This is a genomic window from Pseudomonas citrullilanati, from assembly GCF_030580855.1.
Classification (GTDB): Bacteria; Pseudomonadota; Gammaproteobacteria; order Pseudomonadales; family Pseudomonadaceae; genus Aquipseudomonas; species Aquipseudomonas citrulli.
Genome location: NZ_JAUQOP010000053.1, coordinates 15,220 through 30,415, shown reverse-complemented (window position 1 = coordinate 30,415; position 15,196 = coordinate 15,220). Strand labels below are relative to the sequence as shown.

General features: G+C 62.6%; 13 protein-coding genes and 1 tRNA gene. 3 read left to right on the top strand and 11 right to left on the bottom strand.

The window, feature by feature from the left end; genetic code table 11:
• Window positions 1-213 precede the first annotated feature (213 nt).
• The 6 genes from Q6A48_RS23590 to dibA form a co-directional block, all read right to left on the bottom strand.
• Window positions 214-1,203 (bottom strand): sulfate/molybdate ABC transporter ATP-binding protein, encoded by a 990-nt coding sequence (locus Q6A48_RS23590; protein ID WP_304556810.1) that lies wholly within the window; start codon window positions 1,201-1,203, stop codon window positions 214-216.
• Between the two features lie 3 nt (window positions 1,204-1,206).
• Complete coding sequence (gene cysW / locus Q6A48_RS23585) at window positions 1,207-2,076, bottom strand: sulfate ABC transporter permease subunit CysW (protein WP_304556809.1); 870 nt, start codon at window positions 2,074-2,076, stop codon at window positions 1,207-1,209.
• A 12-nt stretch (window positions 2,077-2,088) separates the two neighbouring features.
• The gene (cysT, locus tag Q6A48_RS23580) at window positions 2,089-2,907 is read right to left on the bottom strand and encodes a sulfate ABC transporter permease subunit CysT (protein ID WP_304556808.1); all 819 of its coding nucleotides are present in this window, start codon (window positions 2,905-2,907) and stop codon (window positions 2,089-2,091) included.
• Window positions 2,908-3,082: 175 nt separating this feature from the next.
• Window positions 3,083-4,096, bottom strand: coding sequence for a sulfate ABC transporter substrate-binding protein (locus tag Q6A48_RS23575; RefSeq protein ID WP_304556807.1), 1,014 nt, complete (start codon window positions 4,094-4,096; stop codon window positions 3,083-3,085).
• A gap of 135 nt (window positions 4,097-4,231) precedes the next feature.
• A complete protein-coding gene (gene oscA, locus Q6A48_RS23570; protein WP_003186967.1) occupies window positions 4,232-4,414 on the bottom strand; it encodes a sulfur starvation response protein OscA in 183 nt (60 codons plus the stop codon).
• A 163-nt stretch (window positions 4,415-4,577) separates the two neighbouring features.
• Entirely contained in the window at window positions 4,578-6,485 is a 1,908-nt protein-coding gene (gene dibA / locus Q6A48_RS23565) for a phosphodiesterase DibA (RefSeq protein ID WP_304556806.1), read from the bottom strand.
• A gap of 146 nt (window positions 6,486-6,631) precedes the next feature.
• On the opposite strand from dibA, the gene desA reads away from it, so the two are divergent.
• Both desA and Q6A48_RS23555 read left to right on the top strand, forming a co-directional pair.
• The gene (gene desA / locus Q6A48_RS23560; protein WP_304556805.1) at window positions 6,632-7,816 is read left to right on the top strand and encodes a delta-9 fatty acid desaturase DesA; all 1,185 of its coding nucleotides are present in this window, start codon (window positions 6,632-6,634) and stop codon (window positions 7,814-7,816) included.
• Between the two features lie 322 nt (window positions 7,817-8,138).
• Window positions 8,139-9,128, top strand: coding sequence for a GGDEF domain-containing protein (locus Q6A48_RS23555; protein ID WP_304556804.1), 990 nt, complete (start codon window positions 8,139-8,141; stop codon window positions 9,126-9,128).
• A 42-nt stretch (window positions 9,129-9,170) separates the two neighbouring features.
• Here the strand turns inward: Q6A48_RS23555 and Q6A48_RS23550 are convergent, their stop codons facing one another.
• The 3 genes from Q6A48_RS23550 to gabD form a co-directional block, all read right to left on the bottom strand.
• Window positions 9,171-10,385, bottom strand: coding sequence for an HDOD domain-containing protein (locus tag Q6A48_RS23550; protein WP_304556803.1), 1,215 nt, complete (start codon window positions 10,383-10,385; stop codon window positions 9,171-9,173).
• A gap of 133 nt (window positions 10,386-10,518) precedes the next feature.
• Window positions 10,519-11,796 carry a 4-aminobutyrate--2-oxoglutarate transaminase gene (gene gabT / locus Q6A48_RS23545; protein ID WP_304556802.1) on the bottom strand — a complete coding sequence of 426 codons (1,278 nt, stop codon included), beginning with the start codon at window positions 11,794-11,796 and terminating at the stop codon, window positions 10,519-10,521.
• 174 nt (window positions 11,797-11,970) lie between these two features.
• Entirely contained in the window at window positions 11,971-13,413 is a 1,443-nt protein-coding gene (gene gabD / locus Q6A48_RS23540) for an NADP-dependent succinate-semialdehyde dehydrogenase (RefSeq protein ID WP_304556800.1), read from the bottom strand.
• 350 nt (window positions 13,414-13,763) lie between these two features.
• Here gabD and Q6A48_RS23535 point away from each other — a divergent pair.
• Window positions 13,764-13,840, top strand: a tRNA-Arg gene (locus Q6A48_RS23535).
• 61 nt (window positions 13,841-13,901) lie between these two features.
• Here Q6A48_RS23535 and Q6A48_RS23530 read toward each other — a convergent pair.
• Window positions 13,902-14,519, bottom strand: a complete 618-nt coding sequence (locus tag Q6A48_RS23530; protein WP_304556799.1) for a hypothetical protein — start codon at window positions 14,517-14,519, stop codon at window positions 13,902-13,904.
• On the bottom strand, window positions 14,516-15,091 hold the full coding sequence (locus tag Q6A48_RS23525) for an RNA polymerase sigma factor (protein WP_304556798.1): 576 nt from the start codon (window positions 15,089-15,091) through the stop codon (window positions 14,516-14,518). The genes Q6A48_RS23530 and Q6A48_RS23525 overlap by 4 nt, the downstream gene beginning before the upstream one ends.
• Between the last annotated feature and the right edge of the window lie 105 nt (window positions 15,092-15,196).

Sequence of the window (15,196 nt, the reverse complement as noted above, 5' to 3'; positions counted from 1 at the left end):
GAGAGGCGCTTTGGCCTGGCTCATGCTTGTTGTTCGAGGGCGGAAACTCAGTCAACTGTTCGAGCTTTGAGCCAAAGCGGGAAGAGTGGACAGCAGCTTGGCTCCCACACGTGCTTAGGGCACCGCGACCCGTCAGCTTGCTGTCGACCCCTCTCACCTTTGACTTTATCCTGTCTTAAGACACAAGCGAGCTTGCTCGCGATGCCCTTGATCTTAAAGGCTGGCGACTTTCTGCCAGACCTTGGGCTTGAAGAACAGCGTCTCGCCCTTCGCCAGGCCCACCAGGCTGTCGTGATCCTTCACCACCTCGGCCTCGATCAGCTCGCTCTGGCCTTCCACCTTCAAGGTCACCCGGGTGGTAGCCCCCAATGGCCGGATGTCCCGGACTTCGGCGGCGTGGTGGTCTTCCAGCGCCGAGCGCGACAGCGAGACCTCGTGAGGGCGGAACAGCACATGCTGGTCCTCGCCCAGGTGCAGGCGATTGGAGTCGCCGAGGAAGTGATAGACGAAATCGCTCGCCGGGTTTTCGTAGACGTCGCCCGGTGAGCCGATCTGCTCGATCACGCCCTTGTTCATCACCACGATCCGGTCGGCGACTTCCATGGCTTCTTCCTGGTCATGGGTCACGAACACCGACGTCAGGTTGATGTCCTCATGCAACCGCGCCAGCCAGCGGCGCAGTTCCTTGCGCACCTTGGCGTCGAGGGCACCGAAGGGTTCGTCCAGCAGCAACACCTTGGGCTCCACCGCCAGGGCGCGGGCCAGGGCGATGCGCTGGCGCTGGCCGCCCGACAGCTGCTCGGGGTAGCGATCGGCGAGCCAATCCAGTTGCACCATGTTCAGCAATTCATGGACCTTGGTCGCGATCTGGCTTTCGCTCGGGCGCTGGCCCTTGGGTTTCATGCGCAAGCCGAAGGCGACGTTGTCGAACACCGTCATGTGGCGGAACAAGGCGTAGTGCTGGAACACGAACCCGACGTTGCGGTCACGCACGTCGTGGCCGGAAACGTCCTCGCCGTGGAACACGATGTTGCCCTGGTCCGGGGTCTCCAGGCCGGCGATGATCCGCAGCAGCGTGGTCTTGCCACAACCCGACGGGCCCAGCAGCGCCACCAGCTCACCGCTCTGGATGTCCAGGCTGATGTCGTCCAGTGCCTTGAACGCGTTGAAATTCTTGCTGACGTTACGAACTTCGATCGACATGACTTATTCCTCCGCGGCGCTGGCGCGCAGGCGGTTGATTCGGTTTTCGCTCCACTGCTTGAGCAGCAGGATGAAGAGCGCCAGGATCAGCAACAGGCTCGCCACGGCGAACGCGGCCACGTGGTTGTATTCGTTGTAGAGGATCTCGACGTGCAACGGCAGGGTGTTGGTCACCCCGCGAATGTGCCCGGAGACCACCGACACCGCGCCGAACTCCCCCATGGCCCGGGCGGTACACAGCACCACGCCATAGATCAGCCCCCACTTGATGTTCGGCACGGTGACGTGCCAGAACATCTGCCAGCCATTGGCGCCCAGCAGGCGTGCGGCTTCTTCTTCCTGGGTGCCCTGCTCCTGCATCAGCGGAATCAGTTCCCGGGCCACGAACGGCACGGTGACGAAAATCGTCGCCAGGACGATGCCCGGCAGCGCGAACACGATCTGGATGTCATGGTCCGACAGCCATGGCCCGAACAGGCCCTGGGCACCGAACATCAGCACATAGACCAGGCCGGCGATCACCGGCGACACCGAGAACGGTAGGTCGATCAACGTCACCAGCATGCTTTTGCCACGGAACGAATACTTGCTCACGCACCACGCGGCGCTGACGCCGAACACCAGGTTCAGCGGCACCGAGATCAGCACGGCGATCACCGTGAGTTTCAACGCCGACAGCGCGTCGGGCTCGAAGATCGCGCTGAAGAACGCCCCCAGGCCGAGCTTCAGGCCCTGGGACACCACGATGAACAGCGGCAACAGCAAAAACAGCGCAAAGATCAGCCAGCCAAGGCCGATCAGCACGCGCCGCGATGCCGCACTGCCGCGGCGAGCGGCGTTGGTGGAGGCTGCGGTAATAGACGATTGGGACATGGTCGCGCCTCCTTATGGGGTTTCGATGCGCCGCTGCAGCAGGTTGATCAGCAGCAACAGGACGAAGGAAACCACCAGCATCAACACGCCGATGGAGGTGGCGCCGGTGTAGTCGTATTGGTCGAGCTTGACCATGATCAGCAGCGGCAGGATCTCGGTTTTCATGGGCATGTTGCCGGCGATGAAGATCACCGAACCGTACTCGCCCACGCCACGGGCAAACGCCAGGGCGAAGCCGGTCAACCAGGCCGGCAACAAGGCCGGGACGAGGATGTGACGGAACACTTGCCACGGCTTGGCCCCCAGGCACGCGGCGGCCTCTTCGACTTCACGGGGAATATCGGCCAGCACCGGCTGCACCGTGCGCACCACGAACGGCAGCGTCACGAACGTCAGCGCCAGGGTGATGCCCAGCGGGGTGTAGGCGATCTTGAAACCCAGGTCGGTGGCGAACTGGCCGACCAGGCCGGTTGGCGCGTACAACGCCGTCAGGGCGATGCCGGCCACGGCGGTGGGCAGGGCGAAGGGCAGGTCGATCATCGCGTCGATGACCTTGCGACCGGGGAAGGTGTAGCGCACCAGCACCCAGGCCAGCAATGTCCCGATCACGCCATTGATGATCGCGGCGTACAGCGCGGTGCCGAAACTGAGCTTCAGGGCCGCGAGCACCCGCGGCGCCGAGATGATCGCCCAGAACTGTTCCCAGGTGAGCTGGGCGGCATGCACGAACATCGCCGCCAGCGGTATAAGCACAATCAGACTGAGGTACACCAGGGTGTAGCCCAGCGTCAGCCCGAAGCCGGGTATGACGGGGGAAATGCGACGCGACATAAAGGTCCTTGGTTAAAAACACTAAACATGGAAGCAAGACTGTGGGAGCAAGGCTTGCCCGCGATAGAGGCGACTCGGTTTCTGAGGGACCGCATCGCATCCATCGCGGGCAAGCCTTGCTCCCACAAAATCCCCTCGCCACAAATTCGGTGCTCGGCTTTAGCTTTGTTTCAGCTTACTGCGCCTGATAGATCTGGTCGAACACGCCGCCATCGTTGAAGAATTTCGGCTGGGCGCTTTTCCAGCCGCCGAAGTCCTTGTCGATGGTCACCAGCTCCAGTTTCGGGAACTGCTGCGCGTACTTGGCGGCCACGTCCTTGTCACGCGGGCGGTAGAAGTTCTTCGCCGCGATCTCCTGTCCGGCCGGGCTGTACAAGTGCTTGAGGTAGGCTTCGGCGATCTCGGTGTTGCCCTTTTTCTCGGCGTTCTTGTCCACCACGGCCACCGGCGGTTCGGCCAGGATCGACAGCGACGGCACGACGATGTCGAACTTGTCGGCGCCACCGTCTTCCTTCAGCGCCAGGAACGCCTCGTTTTCCCAGGCCAGCAGCACATCGCCCTGACCGTTGTTGACGAAGGTAATGGTCGAGCCACGGGCGCCGGTGTCGAGGATCGGCACGTGCTTGAACAGCGTTTGCACATAGGCCTTGGCCTTGGCTTCGTCACCCCCGTTGGCTTTCAGGCCGTAGGCCCAGGCCGCCAGGAAGTTCCAGCGGGCACCGCCGGACGTCTTCGGGTTCGGCGTGATGACCGACACATCGTCCTTGATCAGATCGCCCCAATCCTTGATGCCCTTGGGGTTGCCCTTGCGCACCAGGAACACGATGGTCGAGGTGTAGGGGGTGCTGGCGTCCGGCAGGCGCTTTTGCCAATCCGCCGGCAAGGTTTTACCCAGCTTGGCGATTTCGTCGATGTCACCGGCCAGCGCCAGGGTCACCACGTCGGCGCGCAGGCCGTCGATCACCGCCCGGCCCTGCTTGCCCGAACCGCCATGGGATTGTTGGATCTTCACGCTGTCGCCCGGGTGCGCCTGTTTCCAGAAATTCGTGAACTCGGCGTTGTAGTCCTGATACAGCTCGCGGGTCGGGTCGTAGGACACGTTGAGCAGCTCGTAATCCTTGGCAACCGCAGAACCTGCAAAAACAGCACTGGCCAGGGCGGCCAAGGCATAACGGCGAATCGACGACATGGTGAAAGCTCCTGGAATTCTGGTTTTCTTATGGCTTCTGGAAATTCGTCTGGCTAGGAAAAGATCGCAGTCTTGGCCACCGCCCACACTCGGTCCCCCGTAGGCGCTGGCCAAGGCTGCGATCTTTCGCGTTCTTCAAGACGGCTTGTGGCTTGGCTGCTGCAAGCGGAATTTTTCCTTGCGTTCGATCTGGACCACCTGGGCGTTGTGCACGGTGATTTCCACCGCACCGAAACGCAGATCGCGCAAGGCGCTCTGGATCTCACGCAAGATGGTTGCTTCGTCCTGGCCGTCAACGCTACGTAGGGATGCGCTCATGCTGCTGCTCCTTGAATGAATGCCTGGCAGTGGGCGGCACTGCTTGCGGCGTGGGAGCAATACTAGATAAAGCCAGATATTCTTAAAAAGACTATTTAAGAATTTTTATATAACCAAAATAATAATCCGCATTGGTCGACTCTCCGCCACCGTTTTTTTGCCCTTAGATGATTGCAGGCGCATGCTGCCAATCCAGCTGCGGCGCCGGTACCGGCCGCCCAAACCAGTAGCCCTGGCCCAGTTCGCAGGCCTGTTCGAGCAGGAACGCCGCCTGTTCGCGCTGTTCGATACCCTCGGCGTGTATCTGCATGCCCATGCTGCGGGCCAGTGCGACGATCACGCGGACGATCGCCACGTCATCTTCATCCCACGGCAGGCCGGCGACGAAACCCTGGTCGATCTTGAGCTTCTGCACCGGCAGGCGCTTGAGGCGCAACAGCGACGAATAACCGGTACCGAAGTCATCGATGGCCAGTCGTACGCCCAATTCCCGCAGGCGGTACATCTGTTCCAGCGCCACTTCCGGGTCGTCCATCACTGCGCTTTCAGTCACCTCCAACTCCAGGCAAGCCGGGTCCAGGCCCGTGTCATGCAGCACCCGGGCGACCTGGTCGTACAGTTCACGATGGGCGAACAGCCGGCTCGAGACGTTGACCGCGACAAATTCCAGCACCACGCCAGCCTGCTGCCAATTGCACATTTGCCGACAGGCCTGGTCCATGACCCAGGCATCGATCCGGGCGATCAACCCGGTACGCTCGGCGATGGGGATGAACTCGGCGGGCGAGACCAATCCGCGCACCGGATGCTCCCAGCGCACCAGCGCCTCGACCCCGACCAGGCGGCCGCTCGCCAGGTCGTGTACCGGTTGGTAATAGACCCGCAGCTCCTGCTGTTCGAGGGCCCGACGCAGTTCGAAGGCGATCTCGACCCGTTGCTGGGCGTGGGCAGTGAGTTCTTCGGTATACAAGGCGTAACCGTCACGCCCGGCGCTCTTGGCCTTGAAGAGCGCCGAATCGGCATTGCGCAACAGCTGCCCGGCGCTGAGGGCGTCGCTGGGAAACAGGCTGATGCCGACGCTCGCATTGATGAACAGGGCGTGGCCGTCGAACCGCAGCGGCTCTTTCAAGGCGTCGAGGATCCGCCGCGCCAATCCCGCCGCCTGGCCGGGTTGCGAGCAGTTTTCTATCAGCACCGCGAACTCGTCGCCACCCAGCCGGGCCAGCGTGACGCCCGGGGCGAACAGCCCGCGAAACCGTTCGGCCACGCGCTTGAGCAATTCATCGCCGACGTTGTGGCCCAGGCTGTCATTAATGTTCTTGAAATGATCCAGGTCCACCAACAGCAGGGCACAGCCGCGCTTGTGAAGCTGCGCCGACGCCAGGGCCTGTTCCGTGCGGTCGGAAAACAGCAGGCGATTGGGCAAGCCGGTCAGCGGGTCGTGATGGGCCAGGTGGGCCAATTCGTGTTCGGAATCCTTGATCGCACTGATGTCCGAAAACACCGCGACGTAGTGGCTGACCTGGCCACCGTCGTCGCGTATGACCCGGATCGTCTGCCATTGTGGATAGATCTCGCCACTTTTACGCCGATTCCAGATCTCACCACTCCATTCGCCCACCTCCGCCAGGGCGGTGAACATCACGCGGTAGAACTCCGCGCCATGGCGACCGGACTTGAACAGGTTGGGGCGCTGGCCCAGGACCTCGTGCTCCTCGTAGCCAGTAATCGTCATGAAGGCGCGGTTCACGTGGACGATCAGGCCGTTGCGGTCCGTCACCAGGACCCCTTCGCGGGTGCAATCGAAGACCGCGGCGGCCTGGCGCAGGCGCTCGCGGTCGGCGCCGTGCCCGGTCTTCGCAAAGCACCGCGCAATACGCACCCGGGCCATGAAGATCAGCCCGGCGCTGACCAGCGCCCAGGTGTAGCCGTTGATCAGGAGCCAGCGTTGCTGGTCGGTGAATTTATCGAAGAAACTGCTCAATAAATAACCAGCCAGTTGCAACCAGATGACTGAAAACAAAAGATAAAGCAGCGCTGTACGCAAGGCACTGCGTTGATGGGCAGTCATTCGGTCGTCCATGTCCCTACAGAGAAGCGGGAATTATAGAGGAAGAAACATCCTGCCACTCTTATCTGAAAGGCCGACTGGTTTTATCTGTGGGGCCGGTGATAATGCAACGGCTGTTTCTATCTTTATCGAGGGCCCTACAGCCTATGTGGTACGAAGGTTTTCTTGGCTTGTCAGCCTGGTCGCTGGTGGCAGTCACCCTGCTGATGACCCATGTCACGATCATTGCCGTCACGGTCTACCTGCACCGTTACTCGGCCCATCGCTCCCTGGAGCTGAACGCCGGCCTCAAGCATTTCTTCCGTTTCTGGCTGTGGCTGACCACCGCCCAGAACACCCGCGAGTGGACCGCCATCCACCGCAAGCACCACGCCAAGTGCGAAACCGTCGACGACCCCCACAGCCCGGTCATCAAGGGCTTGTCCACCGTGCTGCGCAAGGGCGCCGAACTGTACCGCGCCGAGGCCGAGAATCCGGAAACCCTGCGTATCTATGGCAAGAACTGCCCCGACGACTGGGTCGAGCGCAATCTCTACTCCCGCTTCCCCCTGCTGGGCGTCGCGATCATGGGCGTCATCGACCTGCTGCTGTTCGGCACCATCGGCATCACCATCTGGGCCATCCAGATGATGTGGATTCCGGTCTGGGCCGCCGGCGTGGTCAACGGCCTGGGCCACGCAGTGGGCTACCGCAACTTCGAGTGCCGCGACGCGGCGACCAACCTGGTGCCCTGGGGCATCCTGATCGGCGGCGAAGAGCTGCACAACAACCACCACACCTACCCCAACTCGGCCAAGCTGTCGGTACGCAAATGGGAATTCGACCTGGGCTGGGCGTGGATCCAGGTGTTCAGTTTCCTGCGCCTGGCCAAGGTCCAGCGTGTCGCGCCGATTGCCCATCGGGTCGAAGGCAAGGGGCACCTGGACATGGACACCGCCATGGCGATCCTCAACAACCGCTTCCAGATCATGGCGCAGTACCGGCGCCTGGTCATCGCGCCGCTGGTCAAGCAGGAGCTGGAAAAAGTCGATCATTCCGTGCGCCACCAGTTCCACCGGGCCAAGCGCCTGCTGTCGCGGGAAACCAGCCTGCTGGACGACCGCCATCACCTGCGCATCCAGAACATGCTGGAACACAGCCAGGCGTTGAAGGTGATCTACGAGAAGCGCCTGGCCCTGCAACAGATCTGGATCAAGACCAGCAGCAACGGCCACGACATGCTCGCCGCCATCAAGGATTGGGTCCACGAAGCCGAGGCCAGCGGCATCCAGTCCTTGCGCGACTTTGCCGATCAGCTCAAGACCTATTCGCTGCGGCCGGCCACGGCCTGACAAAACCACTGTGGTGATGGGCTCCTGTGGCGAAGGAGCTCGCTCCCGCTGGGCTGCGCAGCAGCCCAAGACAGTCGATTCAAGTAATGCCGACCCACCGCACCATCAGGTTTCAGGGCTGCTTCGCAGCCCAGCGGGGATAAATCTCCCCGCCACAGGTTTAGCCCCCATAATTTGACTCGCCAGATCCCCCGCCCTTCGTCGCCTGAAAAGGAACTTCGCCCAGAATCCCTTATCTCAAAGAGCACTTCGCCATCCAGGCGGGCTTTGGAGAAAGCGCGTGCGAACCTTCAGCTGTGCACGTTCTTTGAGATTTGTGCCGATGGTCGACAAGAACCTACAGGATTCATCCCTACCTCACTGGCCCGAGGCGGCCCAGACCCTCATGGCGCTGATGCACGCCCAAGGTGAAGTGGCGCGCCTGAGCGAGCGTGAGCAGCTGTTCAGTTCGTTGCTGGTCAGCGTCAACGCCGTGCTGTGGGCCTTCAATTGGGAAACCCGGCAAGTGCTCTACGTCAGCCCGGCCTACGAGCGGATCTTCGGCCGCCCGGCCGGCCTGGTCCTGGCCGACTTCAACGAGTGGCGCGACGCGATCTATCCCGACGACCTGGAATACGCCGAGCGGAGCCTGGCCGAAGTGCTGGTCAAGGGCGCCGTCGAGGACCGCGAATACCGCATCATCGCCGGCGATGGCCAGGTCCGCTGGTTGAGCGACAAATGCTTCATCAACCGTAAGGACGAGCCGGGGCAGCCGGTGATCGTGGTCGGCATCGCCGAAGACATCACCGAAAAGAAGCTGCTGGAAAGCGAGCTGCAGCGCCTGGCGACCACCGATGTACTGACCCAGAGCAGCAACCGCCGGCATTTCTTCGAATGCGCTCACCGCGAATTCGAACAGGCAAGGCTCCAGGGCATTCCCATGGCTTTCCTGCTGCTGGACATCGACGACTTCAAGGTCATCAACGATACCTATGGTCATCAGGAAGGCGACACGGTGCTGCAGCGAATCGCCGAGAGCGGTCGCTCCGTGCTGCGCCGTGGTGATCTGTTCGGACGAATTGGCGGTGAAGAGTTTGCCGCCGTGTTCCCCGGCTGCGCCCCGGACATGGCGTTGCAGGTGGCCGAGCGGTTGCAACGGGAGATCCAGCGCCTGGCGTTCCGCTGTGGCGACCAGAGCTTCGGCATCACCGTCAGCCAGGGCCTGACCAGCATCACCCCCGAAGACCAGAGCCTGGACAGCCTGTTCGCCCGTGCCGACGCCGCCATGTACGAGGCCAAGCACCAGGGCAAGAACCGCATCATCGCCGCCTGACTTTGCTGCAAGCTTGCTTCTAAAAAAGACTCCGCCAACGGGTTATTTTTTGCGCAAGCGCGTCAGCTCCGGCAAGCCGATCTTCAGCAACCGCGCCGTGCGACCTCGCGCCAGCTCCTCGAGGCCTTCATGCGCGGGCAGTCGGGCCATTTGCGCGGCCATGTTCATCACCAGCGCCTCGCGGGAATACACCCCGCCACCCAGCCCGTAGACGGCGGCAATCAACTCGCGCAATTCCAGCGGCAGGCGCCAGCGCGTACGCAGCGCCGAGCCGAAACTGGCGCCGAAGCGCTCCAGGCAATCGCCCACCTCCTGCGGCTCGTCCAGCTCGCCCCCGGCCTGCTTCCATTCCTCCAGGCACCGCAGCAATGCCAGGTCACCCAAGCGATGCAAGAGCCCGGCGCAATAGCAGCGCTCCTGCTCCAGATCGAGCAACCGCGCCATCGTCCGGGCATATTCGGCGGTGTGCAGCGATAACGTCCAGTAGCGCTCGGCATAGTCCGCCAGGCAGGGAACGCCGAGCCGGGCGCAGCGCTTGAGGGTCAGGCCGAGGATCAGGTTCATGCTCTGCCCACTACCCAACTGGTGCAGCGCCTGGGCCACGGTCTGCACCGGGCCGCCGCTCGGGTGCTGGGCTGCACTGTTGGCCGCCGCAATCAGCGCCGCGGTAATCTGCGGGTCGGTGCGGATTTCTTCTTCCAGGCGTTTCAGGTCCAGGCCATTGGGGTTGAGGCTGCGCTTGACTGCCACCTGCACATCGGTCAGCAACGGCGCGCCTTGGGACAGGTCACGGCGGCGCTCGAGGAAGGCGGCCAGGGTCAGGCCGGTGCCCGGCACGGGCGCAGCGTCCCCCGCGTCACCAGCGCCCAATAGCAACCCTTGCAGACGCTGCGTCAGGTTTTCCCGGTTCAAGGGCTTGGTCAGGTAAGCCGTCGGCGCCAGCGGCAAAACCTCACGAACGCTGGCGCTGTCGTTGCGCCGGCTCATCAGGATAAACGGCAGCGCCGGGGTGCGGGGCTGCTGGCGCAGGCCGCGCAGCAGGCTCAGGCCATCGACGCCCGGCAACTCCCAGTCGGCGATCACCAGGTCGTAGGGATTGCGCGCCAGCAGATCCAACGCCTGGCGACCCTCGCCACAGCTGTCCACCTGGGCATCGCAACGGATTTGGGACAACACCTGCTCCAGCAACTCCCGGGAAGCCGAATCAGCCTCGGCGATCAATACTCGCGGTACAGCGGGCAACACGACAGCAGTCATTCAGCATCACTCCCTTGCCATACTTGCAACCTTAGCCAATGACGGCCATTCCAGACAGCTCAAAAGCGGCCAGGCCGGTTTGGCGGGCATGAAAAAACCCGCCGAAGCGGGTTTTTTGTGAAGCAACCGACAATCAGAGTTCGGAGAAGCACTCTTCGATGATCGCCAGGCCTTTGTCCAGTTGCTCATCCGGCGAGGTCAGCGGCACCAGCACCCGCAGGACGTTGCCGTAGGTGCCGCAGGACAGCAGGATCAAGCCTTTTTCCCGCGCCTTGGCCACGACCTGGGCCACGGCGGCGGCGTTCGGCTTGTGGGAGTCGCCGTTTTCGAACAACTCCAGGGCGATCATCGCGCCCAGTGCACGCACTTCGCCGATGACCGGGTATTTCTTCTGGATCGCCTTCAGGCCAGTGACCAGGCGTTCGCCCACGGCCTTGCAGCGGTCCAGCAGGTGTTCTTCTTCGAACACTTCCATCACGGCCAATGCCGCCGCACAGGCGATCGGGCTACCGGCATAGGTGCCACCCAGGCCACCGGGGGCGATGGCGTCCATGTACTCGGCCTTGCCGCAGACACCGGCCAGTGGGAAGCCGCCGGCAATGGACTTGGCGAAGGTGGTCAGGTCAGCCGCAACGCTCATCTGTTCCATGGCGAAGAAGGTGCCGGTACGGCCGGCGCCCGTCTGCACTTCGTCGGCGATCAGCAGGATACCGTGTTGGTCGCACAGGGCGCGCAGGCGCTGCATGAAGGCCTTGGGTGCCACATAGAAACCACCTTCGCCCTGGACCGGCTCGATGATGATGGCAGCGATGTCACGCGGCTCGGCGTCGTTCTTGAAGATGCGCTCGATGCTGGCGATGGAGTCGTCGATGCTCACGCCGTGCAGTTCGTTCGGGTACAGCGCGCGGAAGATACCGCCGGGCATCAGGCCCATGCCGGCCGAGTACGGCACGACCTTGCCGGTCAGGCCCAGGGTCATCATGGTGCGACCGTGGTAGGCACCCGTGAAGGCGATGACACCGGCACGACCAGTGGCCGCGCGGGCGATCTTCACGGCGTTTTCCACCGCTTCGGAACCGGTGGTCACCAACAGGGTTTTCTTGGCGAAGTCGCCGGGCACCTTGGCGTTGATTTTTTCGCACAGCTCCACGTACGGCTCGTAGGCCAGTACCTGGAAGCAGGTGTGGGTCAGCTTGTTCAGCTGTTCGGTCACGGCGGCGATGATCTTCGGATGCACGTGACCGGTGTTCAGCACGGCGATGCCGCCGGCGAAGTCGATGAATTCACGGCCTTCGACGTCAGTTACCGTGGCGTTCTTCGCCGATTCAGCGAAGATCGGGTGGATCTGGCCGACGCCACGGGGAACAGCGGCGGTACGGCGGGCCATCAGGTCAGCGTTAGTCTTGCTCATTACGGTCCTCATTCGCCGCTCATCGGTCGGCGTGGTTCAAGGATTACACGGCGGGGGTTCAGCGGCGGCAGCATGCGATGATCGACTGCCGCGGCGTTCCCGGCCGCAAAGAAAGTGCAGGGTGAAACCGCGCAAAGGGACAGCGCTCTCGTGCCCTTTGCGCTTGCAGCAGGATCAGATACCCAGGCAGAGGTATTTGATTTCCAGGTAGTCCTCGATGCCGTACTTGGAGCCTTCACGACCCAGGCCCGACGCCTTGATACCGCCAAATGGCGCGACTTCGTTGGAAATCAACCCGGTGTTGACGCCGACCATGCCGTATTCCAGGGCTTCGGCCACACGGAACACACGGCCCAGGTCACGGGCATAGAAATACGAGGCCAGGCCGAACTCGGTGTCGTTGGACATCGCGATCACTTCGGCTTCGTCTTTGAAGCGGAACAGCGGCGCCAGTGGGCCGAAGGTCTCTTCCTTGGCCACGGCGGCGTTTTTCGGAACGTTGACCAGGATGGTCGGTTCGAAGAAGTTGCCTTCCATCGCCTTGCCACCGGCCAGTACGGTCGCACCTTTGCCGATCGCATCGGCGATGTGTTCCTGCACCTTGGCGACCGCTTTTTCGTCGATCAGCGGACCGGTGGTGGTGCCATCGTCCAGGCCGTTGCCGATCTTGAGCTTGGCCACCGCGGCCTTGAGTTTCTCGGCGAACGCGTCGTACACCGAATCCTGGACATACAGGCGGTTGGCGCAGACGCAGGTCTGGCCGTTGTTGCGGTATTTGGAAATGATCGCGCCTTCGACGGCCTTATCCAGGTCCGCGTCGTCGAACACGATGAACGGCGCGTTGCCGCCCAGTTCCAGGGAGACCTTCTTGATGTCCTGGGCGCATTCGGCCATCAGCTGGCGACCGATTTCGGTCGAGCCGGTGAAGGACAGCTTGCGTACGATCGGGTTGCTGGTCAGCTCACCGCCAATGTCGCCGGCACTGCCGGTGACCACGCTCAGCACGCCTTGCGGAATGCCGGCACGGTGCGCCAGTTCCACCAGGGCCAGGGCCGAGAACGGCGTCTGCGACGCTGGCTTGATGACCATGGTGCAACCGGCGGCCAGGGCCGGACCGGCCTTGCGGGTGATCATCGCCGCCGGGAAGTTCCACGGGGTAATGGCCGCGGTCACGCCGATCGGCTGCTTGATCACGATCAGGCGCTTGTCGGGCTGGTGGCCGGGAATCACGTCACCGTAGATGCGCTTGGCTTCTTCGGCGAACCATTCGATGAAGGAGGCGGCATAGACGATTTCACCCTTGGCTTCGGCCAGTGGCTTGCCCTGCTCCAGGGTCATCAGGCGACCGAGGTCGTCCTGGTTCTCGATCAGCAATTCGTACCAGCGGCGCAGCTTGTTGGCGCGCTCCTTGGCAGTCAGTGCGCGCCAGGCTGGCAGGGCCTTGTCGGCGGCTTCAATGGCACGACGGGTTTCGGCCGCGCCCATCTTCGGCACAGTGCCCAATACCTCGCCGGTTGCCGGGTTGGTCACCTTGATCGTCTGACCATTGTCGGCGTCGACCCACGCGCCATCGATGAAGGCTTGCTGGCGGAACAACTGGGTGTCTTTAAGCTGCATGTCGGCTTTCCTTAACAGCACCGCGCGCACGCGGAGCGAATTAGATGTGTAGAAAGGCGCCTTATGGGCTGCCGTCAGGGAAATCATCCACCGGGCTGAAGCACAGAAATAACGCACAGCAAGCATAGACGTGCGGTTCAGCACCCAGACAAGAGCGTTTGAAATCTCAAACGAATCCTAGGGCCGATGGGGGGAGAGGACAATAGGCTGTTCGAAAAAAAGAACGAAAAACCGCTAATTGTCTGTTTTTTCTGATCAGCGTAGCCGATGCCCATCCAGGCTTAGGAAAACAACGGCAAATCAGCAGCATGGACGCCCGCCCAGCATATGAGTATCATGGCGCCCGCGCTGCACCAGTAGCTCAGCTGGATAGAGTACTGCCCTCCGAAGGCAGGGGTCGTGGGTTCGAATCCCGCCTGGTGCGCCATACAGCTACTCAAAAGCCCCAAGTCGCAAGACCTGGGGCTTTTTTGTGGGCGCAGGTTCCCTCAACGCTTGCGCAACGCCTCCAGCCGCGCGGGCAAGTCTTCCTTGGGGAAGCGCTTGTGCAGCGCCAGCAGTTTCTCATCCGCCGCCTGGGTATCCCCTGCCTCGCGCAGGCGCAGTATCTCCAGCAGGCCTTGCTCCAGGGACGCCGGGGCGACGGCTGCGGGCTTGGCCAGCCTGGCCTTGGGCTCATCCGCCAGGGATTGCACGGGGCTCGCCGGCGCTGGTGCCAGGGCCATTTCGGCCTGGGGAGCGATGCGGGCCAGCGGTGCAGGAGCAGGTTTGGCGGGCGCGGCGGCGACGATGGGGGCCTGTTGGCCGGCGGACTCATCCAGCGAGGCCGGCGCGGCCAGGTTGTCATGGGGCACCGGCGCGCGCAGCACCAGGCCGATCATCAGCGCGACGCCCGCAACCGTGGCGAATGCCATTTGCCAGCGCGGACGCTGGCAGGCCAGCCACCAGCGCTTCCACAGGCCAGGCTGGGGCTGCGGGGCCTCGCGGTGGGCGGTGGCCAGGATGAAGGCGTCCAGGGAGGCGGGCGGCTCGCCTTGGGTGTGTTGACGGAAATGCTCGACCAGCGCGTCGTCAGCGCCATCCGGGGTGGGTCTGGAATCGATCATGCAGGTACCTCCTCGGCCAGCAGTCGATGCAATTTCTGCTGGGCGTAACGCAAACGGCTCTTGACCGTTTCCAACGGGACGCCGGTCAGGGCGGCGATCTGTGGCAATTCAAGGTCGCCGTGCAGGCGCAACAGGAAGACTTCCCGCTGGTCTTCAGGCAAGGCCTGCAAGGCGGCGTCCAGGCGCGCCTGGTCACGGCTCAGGCTCAACTGTCGCTCGGGGCTGCCGGTGTCATCGTCAGGCTGGACGTGAAGCTGTTCGTCGTAACTGTCATGCAGCGGATTGTGCACGCCCTGCTTGCGCCAGTGGTCGATCAAGCGGTTGCGGGCAATCTGGAACAACCAGGTCCGAAAGCTCGCCCGGCCTTGTGGCTGGCTGGCGCTGCGAATCAGGCTGAGCCAGGTGTCCTGGAAAATCTCTTCGGCCAGTTCGGCCTTGTTGCTCAAGGACATCAGGAAACGGTAAAGCCCTTGTCGATGGCGGGCGTACAGGACTTCGAAAGAAGTCCCGTCACCCTGGCGGTAGCGGGCCAGCAGCGATTCGTCGCTGGGGGAATCAAGCGCAGCGGGCATGTGGGTGGCGAGCTCCTTTCCGGTCATTGCAACACAGTCCTGGCAGACAACAAGGGAACCTTGTGGGGAGCGAGCTTGCTCGCGATAGCGGTGGACCGATGCTCA

What these genes read in the sequence shown, in the direction of transcription:
- Q6A48_RS23590 (WP_304556810.1), bottom strand. Translation starts at nt 1,203, where the DNA reads ATGTCGATCGAAGTTCGTAACGTCAGCAAGAATTTCAACGCGTTCAAG.
- cysW (WP_304556809.1), bottom strand. Translation starts at nt 2,076, where the DNA reads ATGTCCCAATCGTCTATTACCGCAGCCTCCACCAACGCCGCTCGCCGC.
- cysT (WP_304556808.1), bottom strand. Translation starts at nt 2,907, where the DNA reads ATGTCGCGTCGCATTTCCCCCGTCATACCCGGCTTCGGGCTGACGCTG.
- Q6A48_RS23575 (WP_304556807.1), bottom strand. Translation starts at nt 4,096, where the DNA reads ATGTCGTCGATTCGCCGTTATGCCTTGGCCGCCCTGGCCAGTGCTGTT.
- oscA (WP_003186967.1), bottom strand. Translation starts at nt 4,414, where the DNA reads ATGAGCGCATCCCTACGTAGCGTTGACGGCCAGGACGAAGCAACCATC.
- dibA (WP_304556806.1), bottom strand. Translation starts at nt 6,485, where the DNA reads ATGACTGCCCATCAACGCAGTGCCTTGCGTACAGCGCTGCTTTATCTT.
- desA (WP_304556805.1), top strand. Translation starts at nt 6,632, where the DNA reads ATGTGGTACGAAGGTTTTCTTGGCTTGTCAGCCTGGTCGCTGGTGGCA.
- Q6A48_RS23555 (WP_304556804.1), top strand. Translation starts at nt 8,139, where the DNA reads ATGGTCGACAAGAACCTACAGGATTCATCCCTACCTCACTGGCCCGAG.
- Q6A48_RS23550 (WP_304556803.1), bottom strand. Translation starts at nt 10,385, where the DNA reads ATGACTGCTGTCGTGTTGCCCGCTGTACCGCGAGTATTGATCGCCGAG.
- gabT (WP_304556802.1), bottom strand. Translation starts at nt 11,796, where the DNA reads ATGAGCAAGACTAACGCTGACCTGATGGCCCGCCGTACCGCCGCTGTT.
- gabD (WP_304556800.1), bottom strand. Translation starts at nt 13,413, where the DNA reads ATGCAGCTTAAAGACACCCAGTTGTTCCGCCAGCAAGCCTTCATCGAT.
- Q6A48_RS23530 (WP_304556799.1), bottom strand. Translation starts at nt 14,519, where the DNA reads ATGATCGATTCCAGACCCACCCCGGATGGCGCTGACGACGCGCTGGTC.
- Q6A48_RS23525 (WP_304556798.1), bottom strand. Translation starts at nt 15,091, where the DNA reads ATGCCCGCTGCGCTTGATTCCCCCAGCGACGAATCGCTGCTGGCCCGC.